Here is a 16,644-nt window from a genome sequence, read left to right on the forward strand (position 1 = left end):
TTAAATCACTCCTAATGCAAAATAAATTAAAAAAAACGTACAAGTTTGCTTTTAAAACATCCATGTACATAACATTTTTTTTGACGCTCTTATCGAGTGTTTTTTTGTATTTGTTACATTCTATTGATATTGTTTATCTACTTTCATTTGCTGTATTAACTTATGTGCTTTCTTTTATTATAATTCAATATAGAGTAGAGCGTTTTATCTATAGAAGAGTGAAAAAGATCTATGATGATTTAACACTTTTAGAATCTGCTTCATTACGTAAACAGCCAATAACTACAGATATGGCTACACTTACTCAAGAAATAGATAAATATGCAAAAGATAAAAAGCTAGAAATAGAAACACTTATTGTTAGAGAAGAATATCGTAAAGAGTTTTTAGGTAATATTTCTCACGAATTAAAAACACCATTATTTACAGTACAAGGGTATTTAGAAACTTTATTAGATGGTGCCATTCATGACGAAAATGTAAGCGAGAAATATTTAAACAGAGCAAATAAAGGTTTAGAGCGACTTATTTATATCGTTAATGATTTAGATATGATTACTAAATTAGAGGTTGGCGATTTACAACTCAATATAGTAGAATTTGATATCGTAGAACTCGTTGAAAGCGTCTTTGATTTGTTAGAAATGAAAGCTGCTAAGAAGAAAATCTCTTTGATTTTTGATATTGATTATAATGAACCCGTTATGGTTTGGGCAGATAAAGAACGCATCCAACAAGTACTTTCTAACCTTATTGTCAATTCTATTAAATATGGCGAAGAAAAAGGAACAACCGAAGTAAGCATTGAGAATCTAATAAAAAATAAAGTTATTGTTAGAGTTACCGATAATGGAGAAGGTATCTCAAAAACCAATATCCCAAGACTATTTGAACGTTTTTATCGTGTTGATAAAAGTGGTAATCGTAAAGTTGGAGGTTCTGGTTTAGGTCTTTCAATTGTGAAACATATTATTGAAGCTCACGATGAGAAAATTTATGTAGAAAGTGAATTAGGTGTTGGAAGTGAATTTTCATTTACGCTCGAAAAGACTAAATAGTTTATTATAATTTACTATATAATCCATGGCGCTCAATCCCTTATAATTTGACACATCATTTAATTTTTCAACGGTAAACTCATCTTGTTTACAACTGGCAACAAAACCCAAAGTTGTTAAACGCTCAGCCAAATATTCTTGTTCATATTGACCTGGAGTTGGTACAAAAAAAGCATTTTTACTAAGTTTTGTTAAATCCATAAGTGTGGTATAACCAGACCTAGAAACTATTAGAGCACTCTCGTTAATGGCATTTTCTAATTGTGAACTTGTCATATAATTATAAATAACCCTGTTTTTTTCTTCGGAAATGAGCTGTTCATTCTCAATAACTCCTTTTACAAAAATGACGCTGCCTTTATAATTGTTAAATTCATTGAGTAACTTTTTTTCAAAAAGTGTCCGTTGTGGTTCTGGTCCAGAAAGTAATACCATCACATCAAATTTAATAGGACGTTCTTTTTTAGAAAACCGACTCAAAGGACCAATAAACTTTATTGGAATATCATAAATTGTTGTGTGACCTAATTTTCCGCTAAGATTAATATCTCCTAAATTATCTGGCACCCAACATTCATTAAATTGCTTAATTATTTTTTGATGTAATTTAGTACTTAGCCAAGTTGTATTTCCGCTTAAAACCTGAAGTTGATGCGTTATAAATACACAAGGCAAGTCCTTATTATGAACGCCTAATCGGTTATCAGAAATAATACCGTCAATTTGATAGTCTGCAATAATTGAGGCAACCGCTTTTTTTTCAGCTTTAATAGCTTTTGCCATTTTAGGAGAACTTTGTAGCATCTTTAGCTTAAAGTGTTTACCTTTTTTTGGATATGTGATGTTGTAAGATGGTAAATCTAAACAGGTAAGATCTGGAAATTCTATCTTTAATAAAGATAATGCAATCCCGTCACTAGCAATAATTGGTTCAAAATTGTGATTAATTAGAGCTTTAATAATAGGAATACATCTTGTGGCATGACCTAATCCCCAATTTAATGGAGCAATGAGTATACGTTTTTTGTGCTGAATTGGCATATGCTGAACTTGTTTCAGTAATTTAGTATTGTTTATTTAATGAGTCTATTTTCAAAAATAAAGGTAAGCTTAAAATGTTTCCTTAATTTTACCACTTTAAAGTAAAAATAACAAATTGTTAAAAAGAAGTAGTGGGAAGTAAAAATAAACTCAAGCGATTTAAAGAAAATGAAACATTTGATAATGTGTTTCAGCCAACAAGAGAAGAATTAGTTGATGCACAATACAAATTAAAAGGTAATTGGAGATCAAGTGTTTTTAAAAACGATAATCCGTTGGTTTTAGAATTAGGTTGTGGTCGTGGTGAGTACTCGGTAGAGTTAGCTAAGAAATTTCCGAAGAAAAATTTTATAGGTATCGATATCAAAGGTGCACGTTTTTGGAGAGGAGCTAAAACAGCTATAGAAGAGAATATTCCTAATGTTGCTTTTATACGCACTCAAATTGAGTTAGTAGATGTTGTATTTGCAGAGAATGAAGTAGATGAAATTTGGATTACATTCCCAGATCCTCAAATAAAATATAAGCGTACAAAACATAGAATGACCAACTCTCAGTTTTTAAAACGCTATAAAACCATTTTAAAACCAGAAGGTTTTGTAAATTTAAAAACCGATAGCGAGTTTATGCATGGCTATACACTAGGTCTTTTGCAAGGTGAAGGTCACGAGATTTTATATGCAAATCATAATGTGTATAAGCAAGAAGGTAGCCCAGAAGAGGTAACGAGTATTCAAACCTACTATGAATCTCAATATTTAGAACAAAACAAACCAATTACGTATATTAGGTTTAAAATAAAATAATTTGAGTACCACTGTTATTTTTTTTCTGGGAGTAATTATTGCACTTGTAGGTGTGATTCCACCTGGTCTACTTAATATGACAGCTGCTAAAATTAGTCTTAAAGAAGGACACAATCGTGGGTTTGTTTTTTCAATAGGTGTGTGTCTAATTGTTTTTTTGCAAACGTATATTGCTGCTATGTTTGCACGATATTTAAGCAATCATCCAAATACTGTTGAAATCTTGAGAGGTGTAGCATTTGTAATATTTGTGCTGCTATCTATCTATTTTCTGTTTCTTAGTAAATCTAACCCTAAACCAGATATTGAACCTCATGCAAAAAGTAAAAAGAGTCGCTTTTTTCAAGGACTGTTTTTATCTGCAATAAATGTGTTTCCAATTCCGTATCAAGCTTATATGACTATTACCATAGCAGGTTTTGGTTGGTTTGCTTTTGATGCAATGAGTATTGTTACGTATTGCTCTGGTGCCACAACAGGAACATTTATAATGCTGTATGTTTATATTTTCTTTTTTGATAAAATCAGTAATAAAAAGCTGACATCACAAAAAAACATGAATTATATTATAGGAGCAATTACTGCGATAGTAGCATTAATTACCCTTATAAATATTTTAATGGATCATCTAAAATGAAACCCGAAACCCTAAATTTCTTTGATCGCGTTTATGAGGTTGCTAAGTTGATTCCCTACGGAAAAGTAACCAGCTACGGTTCTATAGCAAATTATTTAGGAGCTAAGCGTAGTGCTAGAATGGTTGGTTATGCTATGAATGGTTCTCATGGAAAAGATGTTCCTGCACATCGCGTCGTGAATAGAAAAGGATTACTTACAGGAAAGCATCATTTTGATGGTACAAATCTCATGCAACAACTTTTAGAAAGTGAAGGCATTGTAGTTATCGAGAATCAAATCCAAGATTTAGAATCTGTTTTTTGGGATCCTATGAAGGAGTTGTGATTAATTCTTAATGAACTTTTGTACACTATCACCTTGCCCAGTTTTAATTTTAATAAAATAACTTCCAGAAGCTAAACTTTCAGTAGACATATTTAGCTCAGTTTTTGAACCAATAACAGCAATCTCTTTTATAACTCGACCAAAAATATCGTAAATAACTATGTGTTTAATAGCGTGTTTTGAATCTAAATTTAGAATATGAGTTGTTGGGTTAGGATACAACAATATTGCATTGTTTGCTAATTCAAAATCATCCGTACTTAAAGTAGCTACAGTAGTTTGTGCACTATCGGTAATAATAGGGAAATTAAAATCGAAATAAATTTCGGCTTCGTTTTCAAAAGTATCTCCTAAAACTAACGTATTTAAAGTTTTGATTTTAAAAGCGACGTAACCATCATTATTAGCATCATCAAAAGGAAGATTTATATTTTCAAAAATAAATTCTATATAGTGATCTTGAGAGTTGTCTTTTATTCTAGCCACAAAATCATGACTTGCATGTAAAGGCACAAGTGTAGATAAATCATATTTTGAAGTATCGATAATATCTTTAACCACAACATTTATAGCATTGGCAGTACCCGTATTTTCAAATCTAATCATGTAATGTACATAATCGCCTATACGTTCTGGTGTGATAAAATCACCTTCTAAACAGGTTTTATCGTTAGGGTCATAGGAGTTTACAACAGTTTGATTTAGTGTAAATGTGTTGTCTTCTGGTGTTTCATCAGTTTCAGTAGTATTAAGCGTAGCTGTAAACGCTAAAATATCATCACCATTTACAGGAGGTGTTTCTGTAGGTGTGTTAATATTAAAAGTAATATCTATATCGCGACTTTCAAAAGGCGTTAGATCAGTAAAATTCCAAGAGAGTAAATTTGGAGCTTGTGAATTTTCCGAAGGAGACGCTGAAACAAAGTCCATAAGGTCATCCTGAAATGTTAATTCTACACTTCCAGATAATGGTGTTGTGCCTCTGTTTTTAAATATAAGTTTATAATCTGTGTCAAAGCCTGGACGTGCATCATCAATTGGAACTAATGTAATTTCCAAATCATTATGGGTTCCGTTTGGTGTGATGCAAAAGTCTTGCGTATAAGGACTTGTGTCTGTTGGAAACGACACTATAATCTCAGTTGGTGATATCGTAAAATAGTCTGGATTTTGGAGTGTAGGTGTTATGGTATGTGAACCAGAACTGATATATAAATCAAATTCACCTTGTGAATTGGAATAAAACGAATCGTAAAAATCATTACTTGAAATATTGAACTCTAGATTTGTAGCGAAAGCATCTGAAATATCACAACCATTACTATTTAAGTCAAATGAAGTTTGCCCTTGTACGATAAAATATTCACTATTTGGCTCAAACGAACAATATGAAGATATGGTACAATCAGAATAACCATATTCTGTTAATTTAGATTGAACCTCATCAAATTTATCTTCAACTGTACAAACAACAGAGAGATTTGGATTACCATCAAAAAACACATCGCCTGGCCAATACAAATTTTCTGCAGCACCTAAGTTTAAAGAGGTGAATTCATTATTGTCGGCATACAAGTTAACAATAACAGGATTATTGCTAATATCTAAAGTAGTAAGTAAGTTGTTTTCACAAAAAACACCATCAAGCATTGGGATGTTACTTAAATCTAATTCAGTAAGAAAGTTGCCGTCAACCCAAACAGACTCCATTACATCACAAAGAATAATAGATGTTAGTTGGTTATTACTTGCTCCAAGACTCCATATTGTATCTAAACCTGAAAGGTCTAAAGTTGTGAAATTGTTATCAGAACAATTTAATAGGCTAAATGAATTTTGTCCAGAAAGGTCAATAGATGTCAAAAAATTGCCACTACAGTCAAAATAATCGAGATTTGGTAGATTATTTATAACAATTTCATTTAGTTGGTTATTACCGCATAGAACGAAATTTAGGTTTGTTAATGCATTTATGTTTAATTGAGTTAACAAATTGTCATTACACTCTAATGACCACAAACTTGTTAATGAATCTACATTTAATTGAGTCAATTGATTGTCATTGCAACTTAGGCTCTCTAAGTTTGTTGTTGCCGACATACTTAATTGTGTTAATTCATTATTACTACAGTTTAAGCTTTCCAATAATGGCATGGTATTTAAATCTAAGTCAGTGAGTTCATTATTATAGCAAATCAGTCTCGTTAAGGGAGAATTGGTAATGTTTAATTCACTTAATTGATTGTTATCACATTCTAATCTAAACAAACTTGGTAATGAACTTAAATTTAATTCTGAAAGTTCGTTAAACCTACAATATAGGCTAGTAAGATTCACGAAGTGTTCAATTCCTGCCAATGATGAAATGTTTTGATTTTCTATTTTAAGATTATTTACTGCCTCAGCTTCAGCAATTGAGATTTCACCATCATTATTCTCATCTGCGTCATATGCAATATTACCGGCAATTTGAACACAAGGTGTATTCACCAACGCATTCTTAAAATTAGCATCAGGAATATCAATAATCTGTGAATTAATAGTAAACGACATCAAAAGTGCAGCAAGTAATGCGTAGTAATTTTTCATAAAGTTGGTTTTCAGGAGATTAAAGTTACGTTTTTTAAATAATATATAAGTATAGCCTTACTCATTTGTGCTATAAATCATTTCAATAAAACCGTTTCAAATTCTAAACTATTCACTGTATCTTTGTATTTAGAATTAATCTTAATAGATATGAAGTTAAGTCTTAGTACTTTTCACTAGTATCTCATATAACTATGAAACTAAACAAACAAGACATACTCAAAGCACTGGAAAGCATTTCTGCTCCTGGAGAAGGACAAAATATGGTAGAAAGTGGCGCAGTAACTAATGTTGTCACTTTTGCAGATGAGGTTATTGTTGATATAACAATTACAAATCCAAGTTTACAAGCTAAAAAGAAAACCGAAGTGGAAATCATGCAAACCATCCACAAATTGGTCTACGAAAAAGCGAAAATTACGGTCAATGTAAAAGTAGATGCACCAACAAAATCTGCTCCTAATGTAATTAAAGGAAAAGAAATTCCTGGTATAAAAAACATAATAGCTGTAGCCTCAGGAAAAGGAGGTGTAGGTAAATCTACTGTTACAGCAAATCTTGCTGTGACCTTAGCAAAAATGGGTTTTAAAGTTGGTGTTTTAGATGCAGATATTTATGGTCCATCAATGCCAATCATGTTAGATGTAGAACTAGAAAGACCATTAGCAACAAATGTTGATGGAAAGTCAAAAATGCGTCCTGTAGAAAACTACGGAGTTAAAATGTTATCGATTGGCTTTTTTACAAAACCAGATCAAGCAGTTGTTTGGAGAGGACCAATGGCAGCAAAAGCGTTAAATCAAATGATTTTTGATGCACATTGGGGAGAATTAGATTTTATGCTCATAGATTTACCTCCAGGAACAGGAGATATTCATTTAAGTATCATGCAATCACTCCCAATTACAGGAGCAGTCATTGTTAGTACGCCTCAAAATGTAGCGCTCGCAGATGCTAAAAAAGGTGTTGCGATGTTTCAACAAGAAAGTATCAATGTACCAGTATTAGGCATCATTGAAAATATGGCATATTTTACACCAGATGAGCTTCCTGATAATAAATATTATATCTTCGGAAAAGAAGGCGCAAAAAATCTTGCCGATGATTTAGGCGTTCGTTTTTTGGGAGAATTACCTTTAGTACAAAGTATAAGAGAAGCAGGAGATGTTGGTAGACCAGCAGCTTTACAAACCGCAACTAAATTAGAAAAGGCATTTGAGAAATTAACTCAAAATGTAGTTGAAGAAGTCGTTAAACGTAACGAGAACTTACCTGCAACAGAGGCAATTAAAATAACGACTATGGCTGGATGTTCAGCAGTAAAAAAATAATAGATGAGTACAGAAGAGTTAAGAATAAATGTTGAAAAAGCATTAGATGAAATTCGTCCGTTTTTACAAAGTGATGGAGGTGATATTTCATTACTGTCAATAGAAAATGATACATTGGTAAAAGTTCAATTACAAGGCGCCTGTGTTGGTTGTAGTGTAAATCAAATGACACTTAAGTCTGGTGTAGAGATGACGATTAAAAAGTACGCACCTCAAATAGAACATGTCATTAATATTGAAGCTTAGTAGGGCGTGACCACAAGGGTCAGGCTTTCACTACTCGCTCTCTGCGAGGAGCTCAAACAGACCGTTCAATCCTTCACGCAAACTGATAAATGTCATAAAATTTAGAATTAAATTTATAGAACTTTGTCGTAATTAAAGATAAACGAATACAACCTGCAAGGTTTTTAAAACTTTGTAGGTTTTAAATTAAAAAGAAAGTATAAATCATGAGATTATTGCTTTCAAAATAATAAGATGATTACAACAGATATACTCATTATTGGAGCTGGACCAACAGGACTTTTTACTGTTTTTGAAGCTGGATTACTTAAATTAAAATGTCATTTAATTGATGCTTTACCACAAGCTGGCGGACAATGTTCAGAGATTTACCCTAAAAAACCCATCTACGATATTCCTGCATATCCAGAAATTTTGGCTGGAGATTTAACAGATAAACTATTAGAACAATGCAAGCAATTTGAACCTGGTTTTACTTTAGGTGAGCGTGCAGAAACCATAGAAAAACAAGAAGATGGTACATTTATTGTAACCACAAATAAAGGAACAAAACATCAAGCTCCTGTTGTAGCTATTGCAGGAGGTTTAGGAAGTTTTGAGCCTAGAAAACCACTCATTTCAAATATTACTTCGTTTGAAGATAAAGGTGTTGAGTATATTATTAAAGATCCTGAGATTTACAGAGATAAAAAAGTTGTAATCGCTGGAGGAGGAGATTCTGCATTAGATTGGAGTATCTTTTTAAGTGATGTAGCCAGTGAAGTGACTTTAATTCATAGACGAAATGAATTTCGTGGGCATTTAGATTCCGTAGAAAAAGTTCAAGAACTAAAAAATAAAGGTAAGATAAAATTGGTGACTCCTGCAGAGGTTATTAATATTGTTGGACACCATAAAGTTGAGGCTGTTGTTGTTAAAGAATCTAAGGATAAACATATTGATAAAGAGTATGAGATTGAATGTGATCATTTCATTCCGCTTTTTGGATTGTCACCAAAATTAGGACCTATTGCAAATTGGGGATTGGAGATAGAAAAAAATGCTATTGTAGTTAATAACGCTTTAGATTACCAAACCAATATTCCAGGAATTTATGCCATTGGTGATGTTAATACATATCCAGGAAAACTAAAATTAATTTTATGTGGTTTCCATGAGGCTACACTAATGTGTCAATCTGCTTATCAAATTATTAACCCAGGAAAACGTTATGTTTTAAAATATACAACAGTTGCAGGAGTTGATGGTTTTGATGGGACACGTAAAGAAGCGCCTAAGGCAGTTATTAAAGCGATAGATTAATAAAATACTAATTACTATCAACTAGATACTAATTACTTTTTTCAATGGAACAAGACATAAACATAAAAATTACAGACAGAGATGGTGTAACTCACGACGTTTTAGCACCAACAGATATGGCTATGAATTTAATGGAAGTCGTTCGTTCATACGAATTAGCTCCAGAAGGAACCATAGGTATTTGTGGTGGTATGGCTATGTGTGCCTCTTGCCAGTGCTACGTTTTAAGCGATACAGAATTACCAGAAATGCAAGACGATGAAGAAGCGATGTTAAGCGAAGCTTTTTATGTTAAAGATAATAGTCGTTTAGGTTGTCAAATTCAAATGAGACCAGAGATGGAAGGTTTGGAAGTTGAATTAGCTCCTGAATCGTAAACATTCAGTTTTTGTCATTCAGAGTGTCACACTGAACGCAGTCGAAGTGCAAGCGAAGAATCTCTTTTTTAATTCTTAGAATCAACAGTCTTACTTCCTTCTGATTTATAGAACTCATTCAATCCGTCTTATAATCAATCAACTTTCTTGGTCCTTCCAATAACACTCTAACAATCTTTAAAGTCCCATCATCAGTAGTAGCAATTTGCCATTTAATGAGTGAAATTTCGCCATTTTCAATTTCAATTCCTGTGATACTTCTAGGGTGTACGCAGCTTCCGTCATTAAAAAAAGCAATATCACCAGGATTTGGAAAACGAGGTCTGTGCGTATGACCTACAATAGTGATGAGGTTGTTATTTTCAGAAATCCACTTTTTGGTGCGACGTTCAACTTTTATTAATTCTTTATAATTTTTTGCTGGACTAGTTGGGTCTGCTATTCCCATAACATTTAATGGTTTCCAAAGTATTCTAACCAGAAATCGACTCCATTTCCAAAAGATGTAATTCCACCAATCTGCTTGATGACCATGAGTTAAAAATAATTCTTGATTAGTTTCAGAATGTTTCAACACCACAGCTTCATGATATTTAAGATCACAAAACAATTCTACATCTTCACCAATTTTTGGATCAAAATAAGTTGATAAATTCTTCTCTACATATTTTGGGTCACGATACACCATATCATGATTTCCCCAAATCATATGTAAACGGTCTTGCTGATGAAATAGTTTCATAAGCATATACACATTTTTATGAGCATTCAAGATGGAATCAAACGAAATATTTTCCCATAATTCGTCTCCATCACCAAGTTCGCAATAGTCAAAACCTTCAGTATAATAATACTTTAAGGCATGATAGTAGATGTTTCTATTATTAGCAAAATCATCAGCAAAGCTGTTATCTCCTCTGTGACAATCGCTAAATAAAATAAATTTAGAATCATCATTAAAAGAAATGTGCTTGGCCGTTTTATAGGCTCTATTGAGACGAGTTTTTGAAGACATTAATATATAGTTCTAAACCACTAATTTACACAATTTAAAGTTGAATAGAAGGTCATACCTATAAATACAAAAGCCTCTCAAAAATGAGAGGCTTTCCCTAATTAACTAATAGCACTAATTGATCACTACCTTTTTGGTAAAGCTCCCTCTAGCTGAGTACACTTTAAGTAAGTATACACCAATAGGTAAGTGATTTACTTTGATTTTGTTAGTTTGAGATTTTGATAATACGCGTTTTCCGGTGACATCAAATAATTCGATGGTATCAATTTCAGTAGTCGTTATAATATTAATAACATCTGAAGTTGGATTTGGATATATAGTAATACTAGAATCTTCTAACATTACCTCATCAATACTCAATGAGTTAAACATAAAACTCTCTTGACCAGTTGTAATACCACTAAAATAGTTATTTGTACCGCTGTCTAGAAGGTTTGTATTATAAAAACTATCAATAGCACCACCTAAAGCTATGGCAATTGGGTCTGTATTAATTAAGATTTCTATCATACCACTGGTGGGTGAATTACTAATATCAAAAGAGACAAGTACAAAAGGAGTACCTGCAGTGTGAGATAATATAGTTTGCCCAGGAGGTAAGTTCATTGCAAAACCATCACGATTGTTGCTGTCTGCTCCAAAAAGTTGAAAATCTGCTTGAGTTACTTGTGTCACGGTCCAGGCTCTAGTATTAAACGCTGTTACGTTTGTAACATCTGCATTGCCTGCAGGTAGCATAAGTGCAAAACCAATATCTGACACATCAGAGTTTGTTGTATCGAAATTTGGTGTAGCAATCACAGAGAAATTATATCCTACATTTTGTACAATACCAAAGGTGTAGCCAGCTGGTTCACCAGAAGTGTCACTGTTTTGGGCAAAACCCGTAAGTGTTAAAAAGGATAAGCAAATAAGTGTATAAAAATGTTTCATAGTTTTAGATTTTATCTATAATAATTAATCATTTATTGGTGGTACTTGAGTTGAAATTGTAAAAGTTGGAAAACCAAAGATTTGATTAGCAGGATGGTTTAAAATAATGCCCTTAATGATATTTGTATCATTATTGGAACCTGAGAACCTAGATACACCATCAAGATTGATATCGCTATTAAAATACCCACTTACAGTAAAAGTTATTAAAGGTAAAGGTGCATTTGCTAGAATTACAGTTTTAAGTGCATTAGCATCGTTATCAGCACCAGAGAATTGAATCTTACCATCATTATTAAGGTCACCAGCCCATTGTGCGATCGTACCATTCATGTTAACCTGTGCATTTGAGCCTAATGTAGTTGTTGAACTATCCATAAAGTTTTGTACTTGGTTTTTAGGGAATGGCTGTCTATCTGCTGTTATAATACCAGAATGGCTACGGTGATTAATCACCACATTATAATGTTTCGCATTTTGTGCAAATACAATTGGACTTATACCATCTATATCTACAATATCACCATCGCGTTGTAATAAGGCTGATTGTGATGCTATAACTATTGTATTTGTTGCATCATCACGTAATTCTACCCATATCCAATCCACAATAGCATCTTGACCTGAAACTGTAAGTTCTGTTGGAGTAATGGTTAAACCATCACCATAAGGACTTGTTAACGGAAAGTCTGTTAACATACGTAAATCATCACGCATAAGTGTTTCCTCACCTGTATTAGGATTCATAAACGCACCTTGTAAATAGGCTTTGGCTTCTAAAGTAACTTCACCACAATTGGTGCTAAAAGCAGTTTGGAAGTCTACATTAAATATGTCTGTTGGTAAATTAATATCATTATTCCAATCACTTGCAATAGATTGGTCATCTACTGTAACACAAGTTAAATCTGTATTGTCTTCAAGCCATAAGATGGTTAAATTTGTGTTATTGCCATTTGCAATATTTAAAGTTTCCAAATTATTTTGATCACATTCTAAACGAACCAATGCTGTATTTTGACTTACATCTAATGCTGTTAATAGATTATTGTAGCATAGTAATGCTGTTAATGCTGTAAAATCTTCAATGCCTGTTAGGTCACTTATGTTTTGATTAGGTACACTTAAAAATAGTATCGTGTTAATATTTGATGTGGATACATAGCCATCGTTAGCGATGCCATTACCTATACCATTGGCTTCTAAATACGCTTCAAAATTTGCGTCTGGTATAGAGGTATTTAAATAATCAAAGCAATCTGTATTAAAAACAGTTTGAGGGTCTATAGAAGAACTGCCTTCTCCATTATCAAAATAATTGTCATTCCAAAGATCTGCAGTAGCTTGTTCTTCCACATTGATACATAGTAAATCAGGATTATTATAAGTATTAAGCCCACCGAATTGAGAATAATTCGTGTTACTACCAAGATTAAGACTTGTTAATTGATTGCTGTTAGCATACAATACCGTTATTGCAAGATTTTGACTCAGGTCTAAACTGGTTAAGTTGTTAACTTGACAGTATAGGGATTGTAGAGCTACAAAATCTTCAATACCTGTCAAATCTTCAATATCAAGGTTTCCAATACTTAACGTAGGTTTTGTGTTAATATTTGTTGTTAATACATAATCATCGTTAGGGACACCATTACCCATACCATTAGCTTCTAAATATGCTTCAAAATTATTATCTGGCACATAAGTTATACTCGTACAATCTGTACTACAAAAAGTTTGTGGGTCTTTGACGAAAGTCGCGGGCAGGTCTACATTACTATTCCAGTTTTCTGCAATAGTTTGTGTATCTACTTGAACACAAGTTAAATTAGGAGTGTTATTGATATTTAAAAAGTTTAAATTCGCATTATTGCCATTTTTAAGATTTAAACTGGTTAATATATTATCTGATCCAGCCCAGAGGTGTGTTAAGGCAGTATTTTGACTTAAATCTACACTAGAGATGTCATTACCATCACACTCTAGAGTTGTTAAGGCTGTGTTTTGGCTTACATTTAATGCTATTAAGTCATTATTATAACAAAGTAAAGACGTTAATGCTGTAAAATCTGTTATACCTGTGAGGTTTGTAATTCCTTGTGAATTAACATCTAGAGATTCTATAGTGTTAATATTTGATGTTGAGACATAATTATCTAATGGACCAGAATCATACCCAAGAGTTATAAGTGCTTGTTCAAAATTATCATCTGGTACATAAGTACTATAAGTATCACAATGTTCACTAAAATAAGAATCAGGAACATATGACCAAAATGCAGATGAGAATGCTACATCATCAACATTTATGCATTCTATGGGATTATTAGTAACCTGAAAAAATATACCAGAAACATTATGATTGTTACCATTTTTTATATCAATAGTAGTTATATTGTTATTCTCGCAAGTAAATTGTGTTAATGCTACATTTTTAGAAAGATCTAACTCGGTTAATTGATTACTACCACAAACAAGAATTGATAAATTAATATTTTGTGTAACATCCAAGCTACTAACTTGATTAAAACGCATCCATAGTTCTGTTAACATTGTATTTTGACTTACATCAATGCTTGATACACTGTTATTCATAAAATTTAAATAGGTTAAACTCGTAAAATCTTCTAATCCTGTTAAATCACTAATACCTGCTTGGTTTAAACTTAAAGAAGGTATGGCACTAATAATTGCTGTTACTACATAACCATCTATTGGTCCAGAATCATGCCCAAGATTTATTAGACGTTGTTCAAAATTACTATCAGGTATATAGGTTAGTAGATTAGCGTTCTCACAATCTAAACTAAAACTAGTTACGGGATCAATATTGGTCCAGTTTGTTTCTGAATATACTGAATCATCTACATTGATACATATTAAAGCCGGATTATCTGTAGCATCAAAGACCGATAATGTGGTGTTATAGTTGCTTTTTGCGTTTAAAGCTATTAATTGATTATTACTACAATTAAAACTGGTTAATGCTTTGTTTTCGCTAATGTCTAAATCTACTAATTGATTGTTATTACAGGTTAAATTTAACAGCTGGTTGTTTTGTAAAACATTTAGATCTGTTATTTGGTTGGTACCACAATCTATAGTCTGTAACAAGGTGTTAGATATTACATTTAAACTCGTTAGTGCATTGTTACTGCATGTTAAGCTTGTTAGCGATGTATTTTGCGAAATATTGAGGTTTGTAAGTTGATTGTCAGCACAATTTAAAGTCTGTAAATTAGTATTTGAACTTAGATTTAAATTTATTAATTGGTTATTGTTACAAATTAAAGATGTTAAAGCACTAAAGTCACCTATTCCTGTAAGATTAGAGATGTTTTCGCCAGAAACATTTAAGGATGGTACCGTATTAATATTAAGTGTAGATACATAATCATCATTAGCAATACCATTACCCATACCATTTGCTTCTAAATAGGCTTCAAAATTATTGTCTGGCACATAGGTTTGATAGTTACAATCGACACTAAAAGAACTTGCAGCATCTATAGCTGTCCAAGATGCAGCAGCATTATTAACATTAGATTGACCGTTAATAGGATTTATTCCGACATCTATGCAATTTAAATTTGGCGTATAGAGAGTAATAAATGAAATATCTGAATAAGATTCAGTAACTGGATTAATTAAACTAGGACTAATAATTAAACTTGTAAGCGGATTGTCTCCAACCCAGATATTATTTAAATTATTATTATGTGATAAATCTAAACTTGTAATTTGATTTGTAGTAGATATCAAGAATGTTAAAGCTGAATTATTGGTTAAGTCTAAACTTATTATTTGGTTTTCCCAACAGTTTAAAGTAGTTAAAGCTGTATTTTGTGATACATTTAAGTTTACAAGTTGGTTGTTGTTACAAATTAAAGATGTTAAAGCACTAAAGGCTTCAATACCTGTAAGGTCCGAAATGTTTTTGCCATTAACATCCAAGCTGGTTACGGTATTAATATTTGCTGTTAATACTAGATTATCAAGAGGGCCAGAATCATAGCCTTCTTCTATAAGTGCCTGTTCAAAATTGTGATCAGGTATATAAGTATATATACTTCCACAATCTTGTATGTCACCAGTAATGGTCCAACCTTTATCATTAATTAAAGTATTTCTTGCAGCTTGTGCAGTTGGACTACAATAAAACAATCCATCTGCTCCTAGATTTAAACCTGAGTTGACATTTTGTGAAGCCCAACCAATAAGTGTACTATCATAATTAGTAATGCTTACACCAGAATATGATAGCGCATCCGTTAAATTTGTAACATAATTTGCTACTGGCCAATTACCTAAATTAACATCAAACTGGCTAGCATCTTTAAATATATTTTGCATAGAATTAAGTATTTCAGCAGGTGTATCTGTAGCATTATTTACCATATTGCTACAACCATAAAAGGCATTTTCCATTTTGCTCCATATGCCATTTCCCCACTGCTCTATAGATACTATTTTATCTTTATCTCCTGTATTATTGAAGTAAATTCCTGGGAACCCTGTCCAATCTGGATTCCAAGTTTCATATAATGTAGTTCCAACATTTGAGTATGTTACAGTAAAATTATATGGCACTAGTTCCACTAAGTACGTTCCTGCATTAGTAAATGTATGTGTTACATTACCACTATATTCTATAGGGTAGCCTCCATCTCCCCAATACACTAGATAATTATATCCAGTACCATTGGTAGGTATTGTAAAAGTTTCATTTGCAATAGTGGTTGTTACCTTAAAATGAAAGCCATCATCTAGTGATGGGTAATTATAAGTAACTATAGGAACTTGTGCTAATACTGTTCCCGAGTAAAGGAGATTTAGCATAAAGATTAAAAGAGTAATTGTTTTTTTCATGAGTAATAGTTTTGGTTAATAGTTTTTTGCTGTGTTATCTCAAATGTAGTTGCAACATCCTGTTTAATTGCTAAAAGCGGTATAGACAAAAACATAGACACTTTGTTAATT

Annotated in this window: 13 protein-coding genes; 8 read left to right on the plus strand and 5 right to left on the minus strand. The window is 32.3% G+C overall.

Translation table 11 applies throughout. From position 1 onward, the window contains the following. Positions 1-14 precede the first annotated feature (14 nt). Positions 15-1,058, plus strand: coding sequence for an ATP-binding protein (locus WNY78_RS01300; protein WP_342871371.1), 1,044 nt, complete (start codon positions 15-17; stop codon positions 1,056-1,058). Here WNY78_RS01300 and WNY78_RS01305 read toward each other — a convergent pair. Then, a complete protein-coding gene (locus tag WNY78_RS01305) occupies positions 1,032-2,099 on the minus strand; it encodes a glycosyltransferase (protein WP_342871372.1) in 1,068 nt (355 codons plus the stop codon). The two genes, WNY78_RS01300 and WNY78_RS01305, sit on opposite strands and share 27 nt — an antisense overlap. A 131-nt stretch (positions 2,100-2,230) precedes the next feature. Here WNY78_RS01305 and trmB point away from each other — a divergent pair, with 131 nt between their 5' ends. Genes trmB through WNY78_RS01320 form a run of 3 tightly spaced genes read left to right on the plus strand, consistent with a single transcriptional unit; the run spans position 2,231 to position 3,868 of the window. After that, positions 2,231-2,905, plus strand: a complete 675-nt coding sequence (gene trmB / locus WNY78_RS01310) for a tRNA (guanosine(46)-N7)-methyltransferase TrmB (RefSeq protein ID WP_342871373.1) — start codon at positions 2,231-2,233, stop codon at positions 2,903-2,905. Position 2,906: 1 nt separating this feature from the next. Next, positions 2,907-3,542 (plus strand): LysE family transporter, encoded by a 636-nt coding sequence (locus tag WNY78_RS01315; RefSeq protein WP_342871374.1) that lies wholly within the window; start codon positions 2,907-2,909, stop codon positions 3,540-3,542. Continuing rightward, a complete protein-coding gene (locus WNY78_RS01320) occupies positions 3,539-3,868 on the plus strand; it encodes an MGMT family protein (RefSeq protein WP_342871375.1) in 330 nt (109 codons plus the stop codon). Before WNY78_RS01315 ends, WNY78_RS01320 begins: the two co-directional genes overlap by 4 nt. Here the strand turns inward: WNY78_RS01320 and WNY78_RS01325 are convergent, their stop codons facing one another. Next, a complete protein-coding gene (locus WNY78_RS01325) occupies positions 3,869-6,457 on the minus strand; it encodes a T9SS type A sorting domain-containing protein (protein WP_342871376.1) in 2,589 nt (862 codons plus the stop codon). It lies immediately after the preceding gene. Between the two features lie 194 nt (positions 6,458-6,651). On the opposite strand from WNY78_RS01325, the gene WNY78_RS01330 reads away from it, so the two are divergent. The 4 genes from WNY78_RS01330 to WNY78_RS01345 all read left to right on the plus strand — a co-directional run bounded on the left by WNY78_RS01330 (position 6,652) and on the right by WNY78_RS01345 (position 9,713). Then, positions 6,652-7,788, plus strand: a complete 1,137-nt coding sequence (locus WNY78_RS01330) for an Mrp/NBP35 family ATP-binding protein (protein WP_342871377.1) — start codon at positions 6,652-6,654, stop codon at positions 7,786-7,788. A 3-nt stretch (positions 7,789-7,791) separates the two neighbouring features. Continuing rightward, positions 7,792-8,034: a NifU family protein gene (locus WNY78_RS01335; protein ID WP_028871363.1), complete on the plus strand. Its 243-nt coding sequence runs from the start codon at positions 7,792-7,794 to the stop codon at positions 8,032-8,034. A 234-nt stretch (positions 8,035-8,268) separates the two neighbouring features. After that, entirely contained in the window at positions 8,269-9,336 is a 1,068-nt protein-coding gene (locus tag WNY78_RS01340; protein ID WP_342871378.1) for an NAD(P)/FAD-dependent oxidoreductase, read from the plus strand. A 44-nt stretch (positions 9,337-9,380) separates the two neighbouring features. Then, a complete protein-coding gene (locus WNY78_RS01345; RefSeq protein ID WP_342871379.1) occupies positions 9,381-9,713 on the plus strand; it encodes a ferredoxin in 333 nt (110 codons plus the stop codon). A gap of 118 nt (positions 9,714-9,831) precedes the next feature. Here WNY78_RS01345 and WNY78_RS01350 read toward each other — a convergent pair whose 3' ends face one another. The 3 genes from WNY78_RS01350 to WNY78_RS01360 all read right to left on the minus strand — a co-directional run bounded on the left by WNY78_RS01350 (position 9,832) and on the right by WNY78_RS01360 (position 16,533). Next, entirely contained in the window at positions 9,832-10,728 is an 897-nt protein-coding gene (locus WNY78_RS01350; protein WP_342871380.1) for a serine/threonine protein phosphatase, read from the minus strand. Between the two features lie 114 nt (positions 10,729-10,842). After that, complete coding sequence (locus WNY78_RS01355) at positions 10,843-11,664, minus strand: T9SS type A sorting domain-containing protein (protein WP_342871381.1); 822 nt, start codon at positions 11,662-11,664, stop codon at positions 10,843-10,845. Positions 11,665-11,688: 24 nt separating this feature from the next. Continuing rightward, entirely contained in the window at positions 11,689-16,533 is a 4,845-nt protein-coding gene (locus WNY78_RS01360) for a hypothetical protein (RefSeq protein ID WP_342871382.1), read from the minus strand. Between the last annotated feature and the right edge of the window lie 111 nt (positions 16,534-16,644).

Source organism: Psychroserpens sp. AS72 (assembly GCF_038900375.1).
Classification (GTDB): Bacteria; Bacteroidota; Bacteroidia; order Flavobacteriales; family Flavobacteriaceae; genus Psychroserpens.

Coding starts and splice junctions, on each gene's coding strand:
- WNY78_RS01320 (WP_342871375.1), top strand. CDS start 3,539: ATGAAACCCGAAACCCTAAATTTCTTTGATCGCGTTTATGAGGTTGCT.
- WNY78_RS01355 (WP_342871381.1), bottom strand. CDS start 11,664: ATGAAACATTTTTATACACTTATTTGCTTATCCTTTTTAACACTTACG.
- WNY78_RS01350 (WP_342871380.1), bottom strand. CDS start 10,728: ATGTCTTCAAAAACTCGTCTCAATAGAGCCTATAAAACGGCCAAGCAC.
- WNY78_RS01305 (WP_342871372.1), bottom strand. CDS start 2,099: ATGCCAATTCAGCACAAAAAACGTATACTCATTGCTCCATTAAATTGG.
- WNY78_RS01335 (WP_028871363.1), top strand. CDS start 7,792: ATGAGTACAGAAGAGTTAAGAATAAATGTTGAAAAAGCATTAGATGAA.
- WNY78_RS01325 (WP_342871376.1), bottom strand. CDS start 6,457: ATGAAAAATTACTACGCATTACTTGCTGCACTTTTGATGTCGTTTACT.
- WNY78_RS01300 (WP_342871371.1), top strand. CDS start 15: ATGCAAAATAAATTAAAAAAAACGTACAAGTTTGCTTTTAAAACATCC.
- WNY78_RS01340 (WP_342871378.1), top strand. CDS start 8,269: ATGATTACAACAGATATACTCATTATTGGAGCTGGACCAACAGGACTT.
- WNY78_RS01360 (WP_342871382.1), bottom strand. CDS start 16,533: ATGAAAAAAACAATTACTCTTTTAATCTTTATGCTAAATCTCCTTTAC.
- WNY78_RS01345 (WP_342871379.1), top strand. CDS start 9,381: ATGGAACAAGACATAAACATAAAAATTACAGACAGAGATGGTGTAACT.
- WNY78_RS01330 (WP_342871377.1), top strand. CDS start 6,652: ATGAAACTAAACAAACAAGACATACTCAAAGCACTGGAAAGCATTTCT.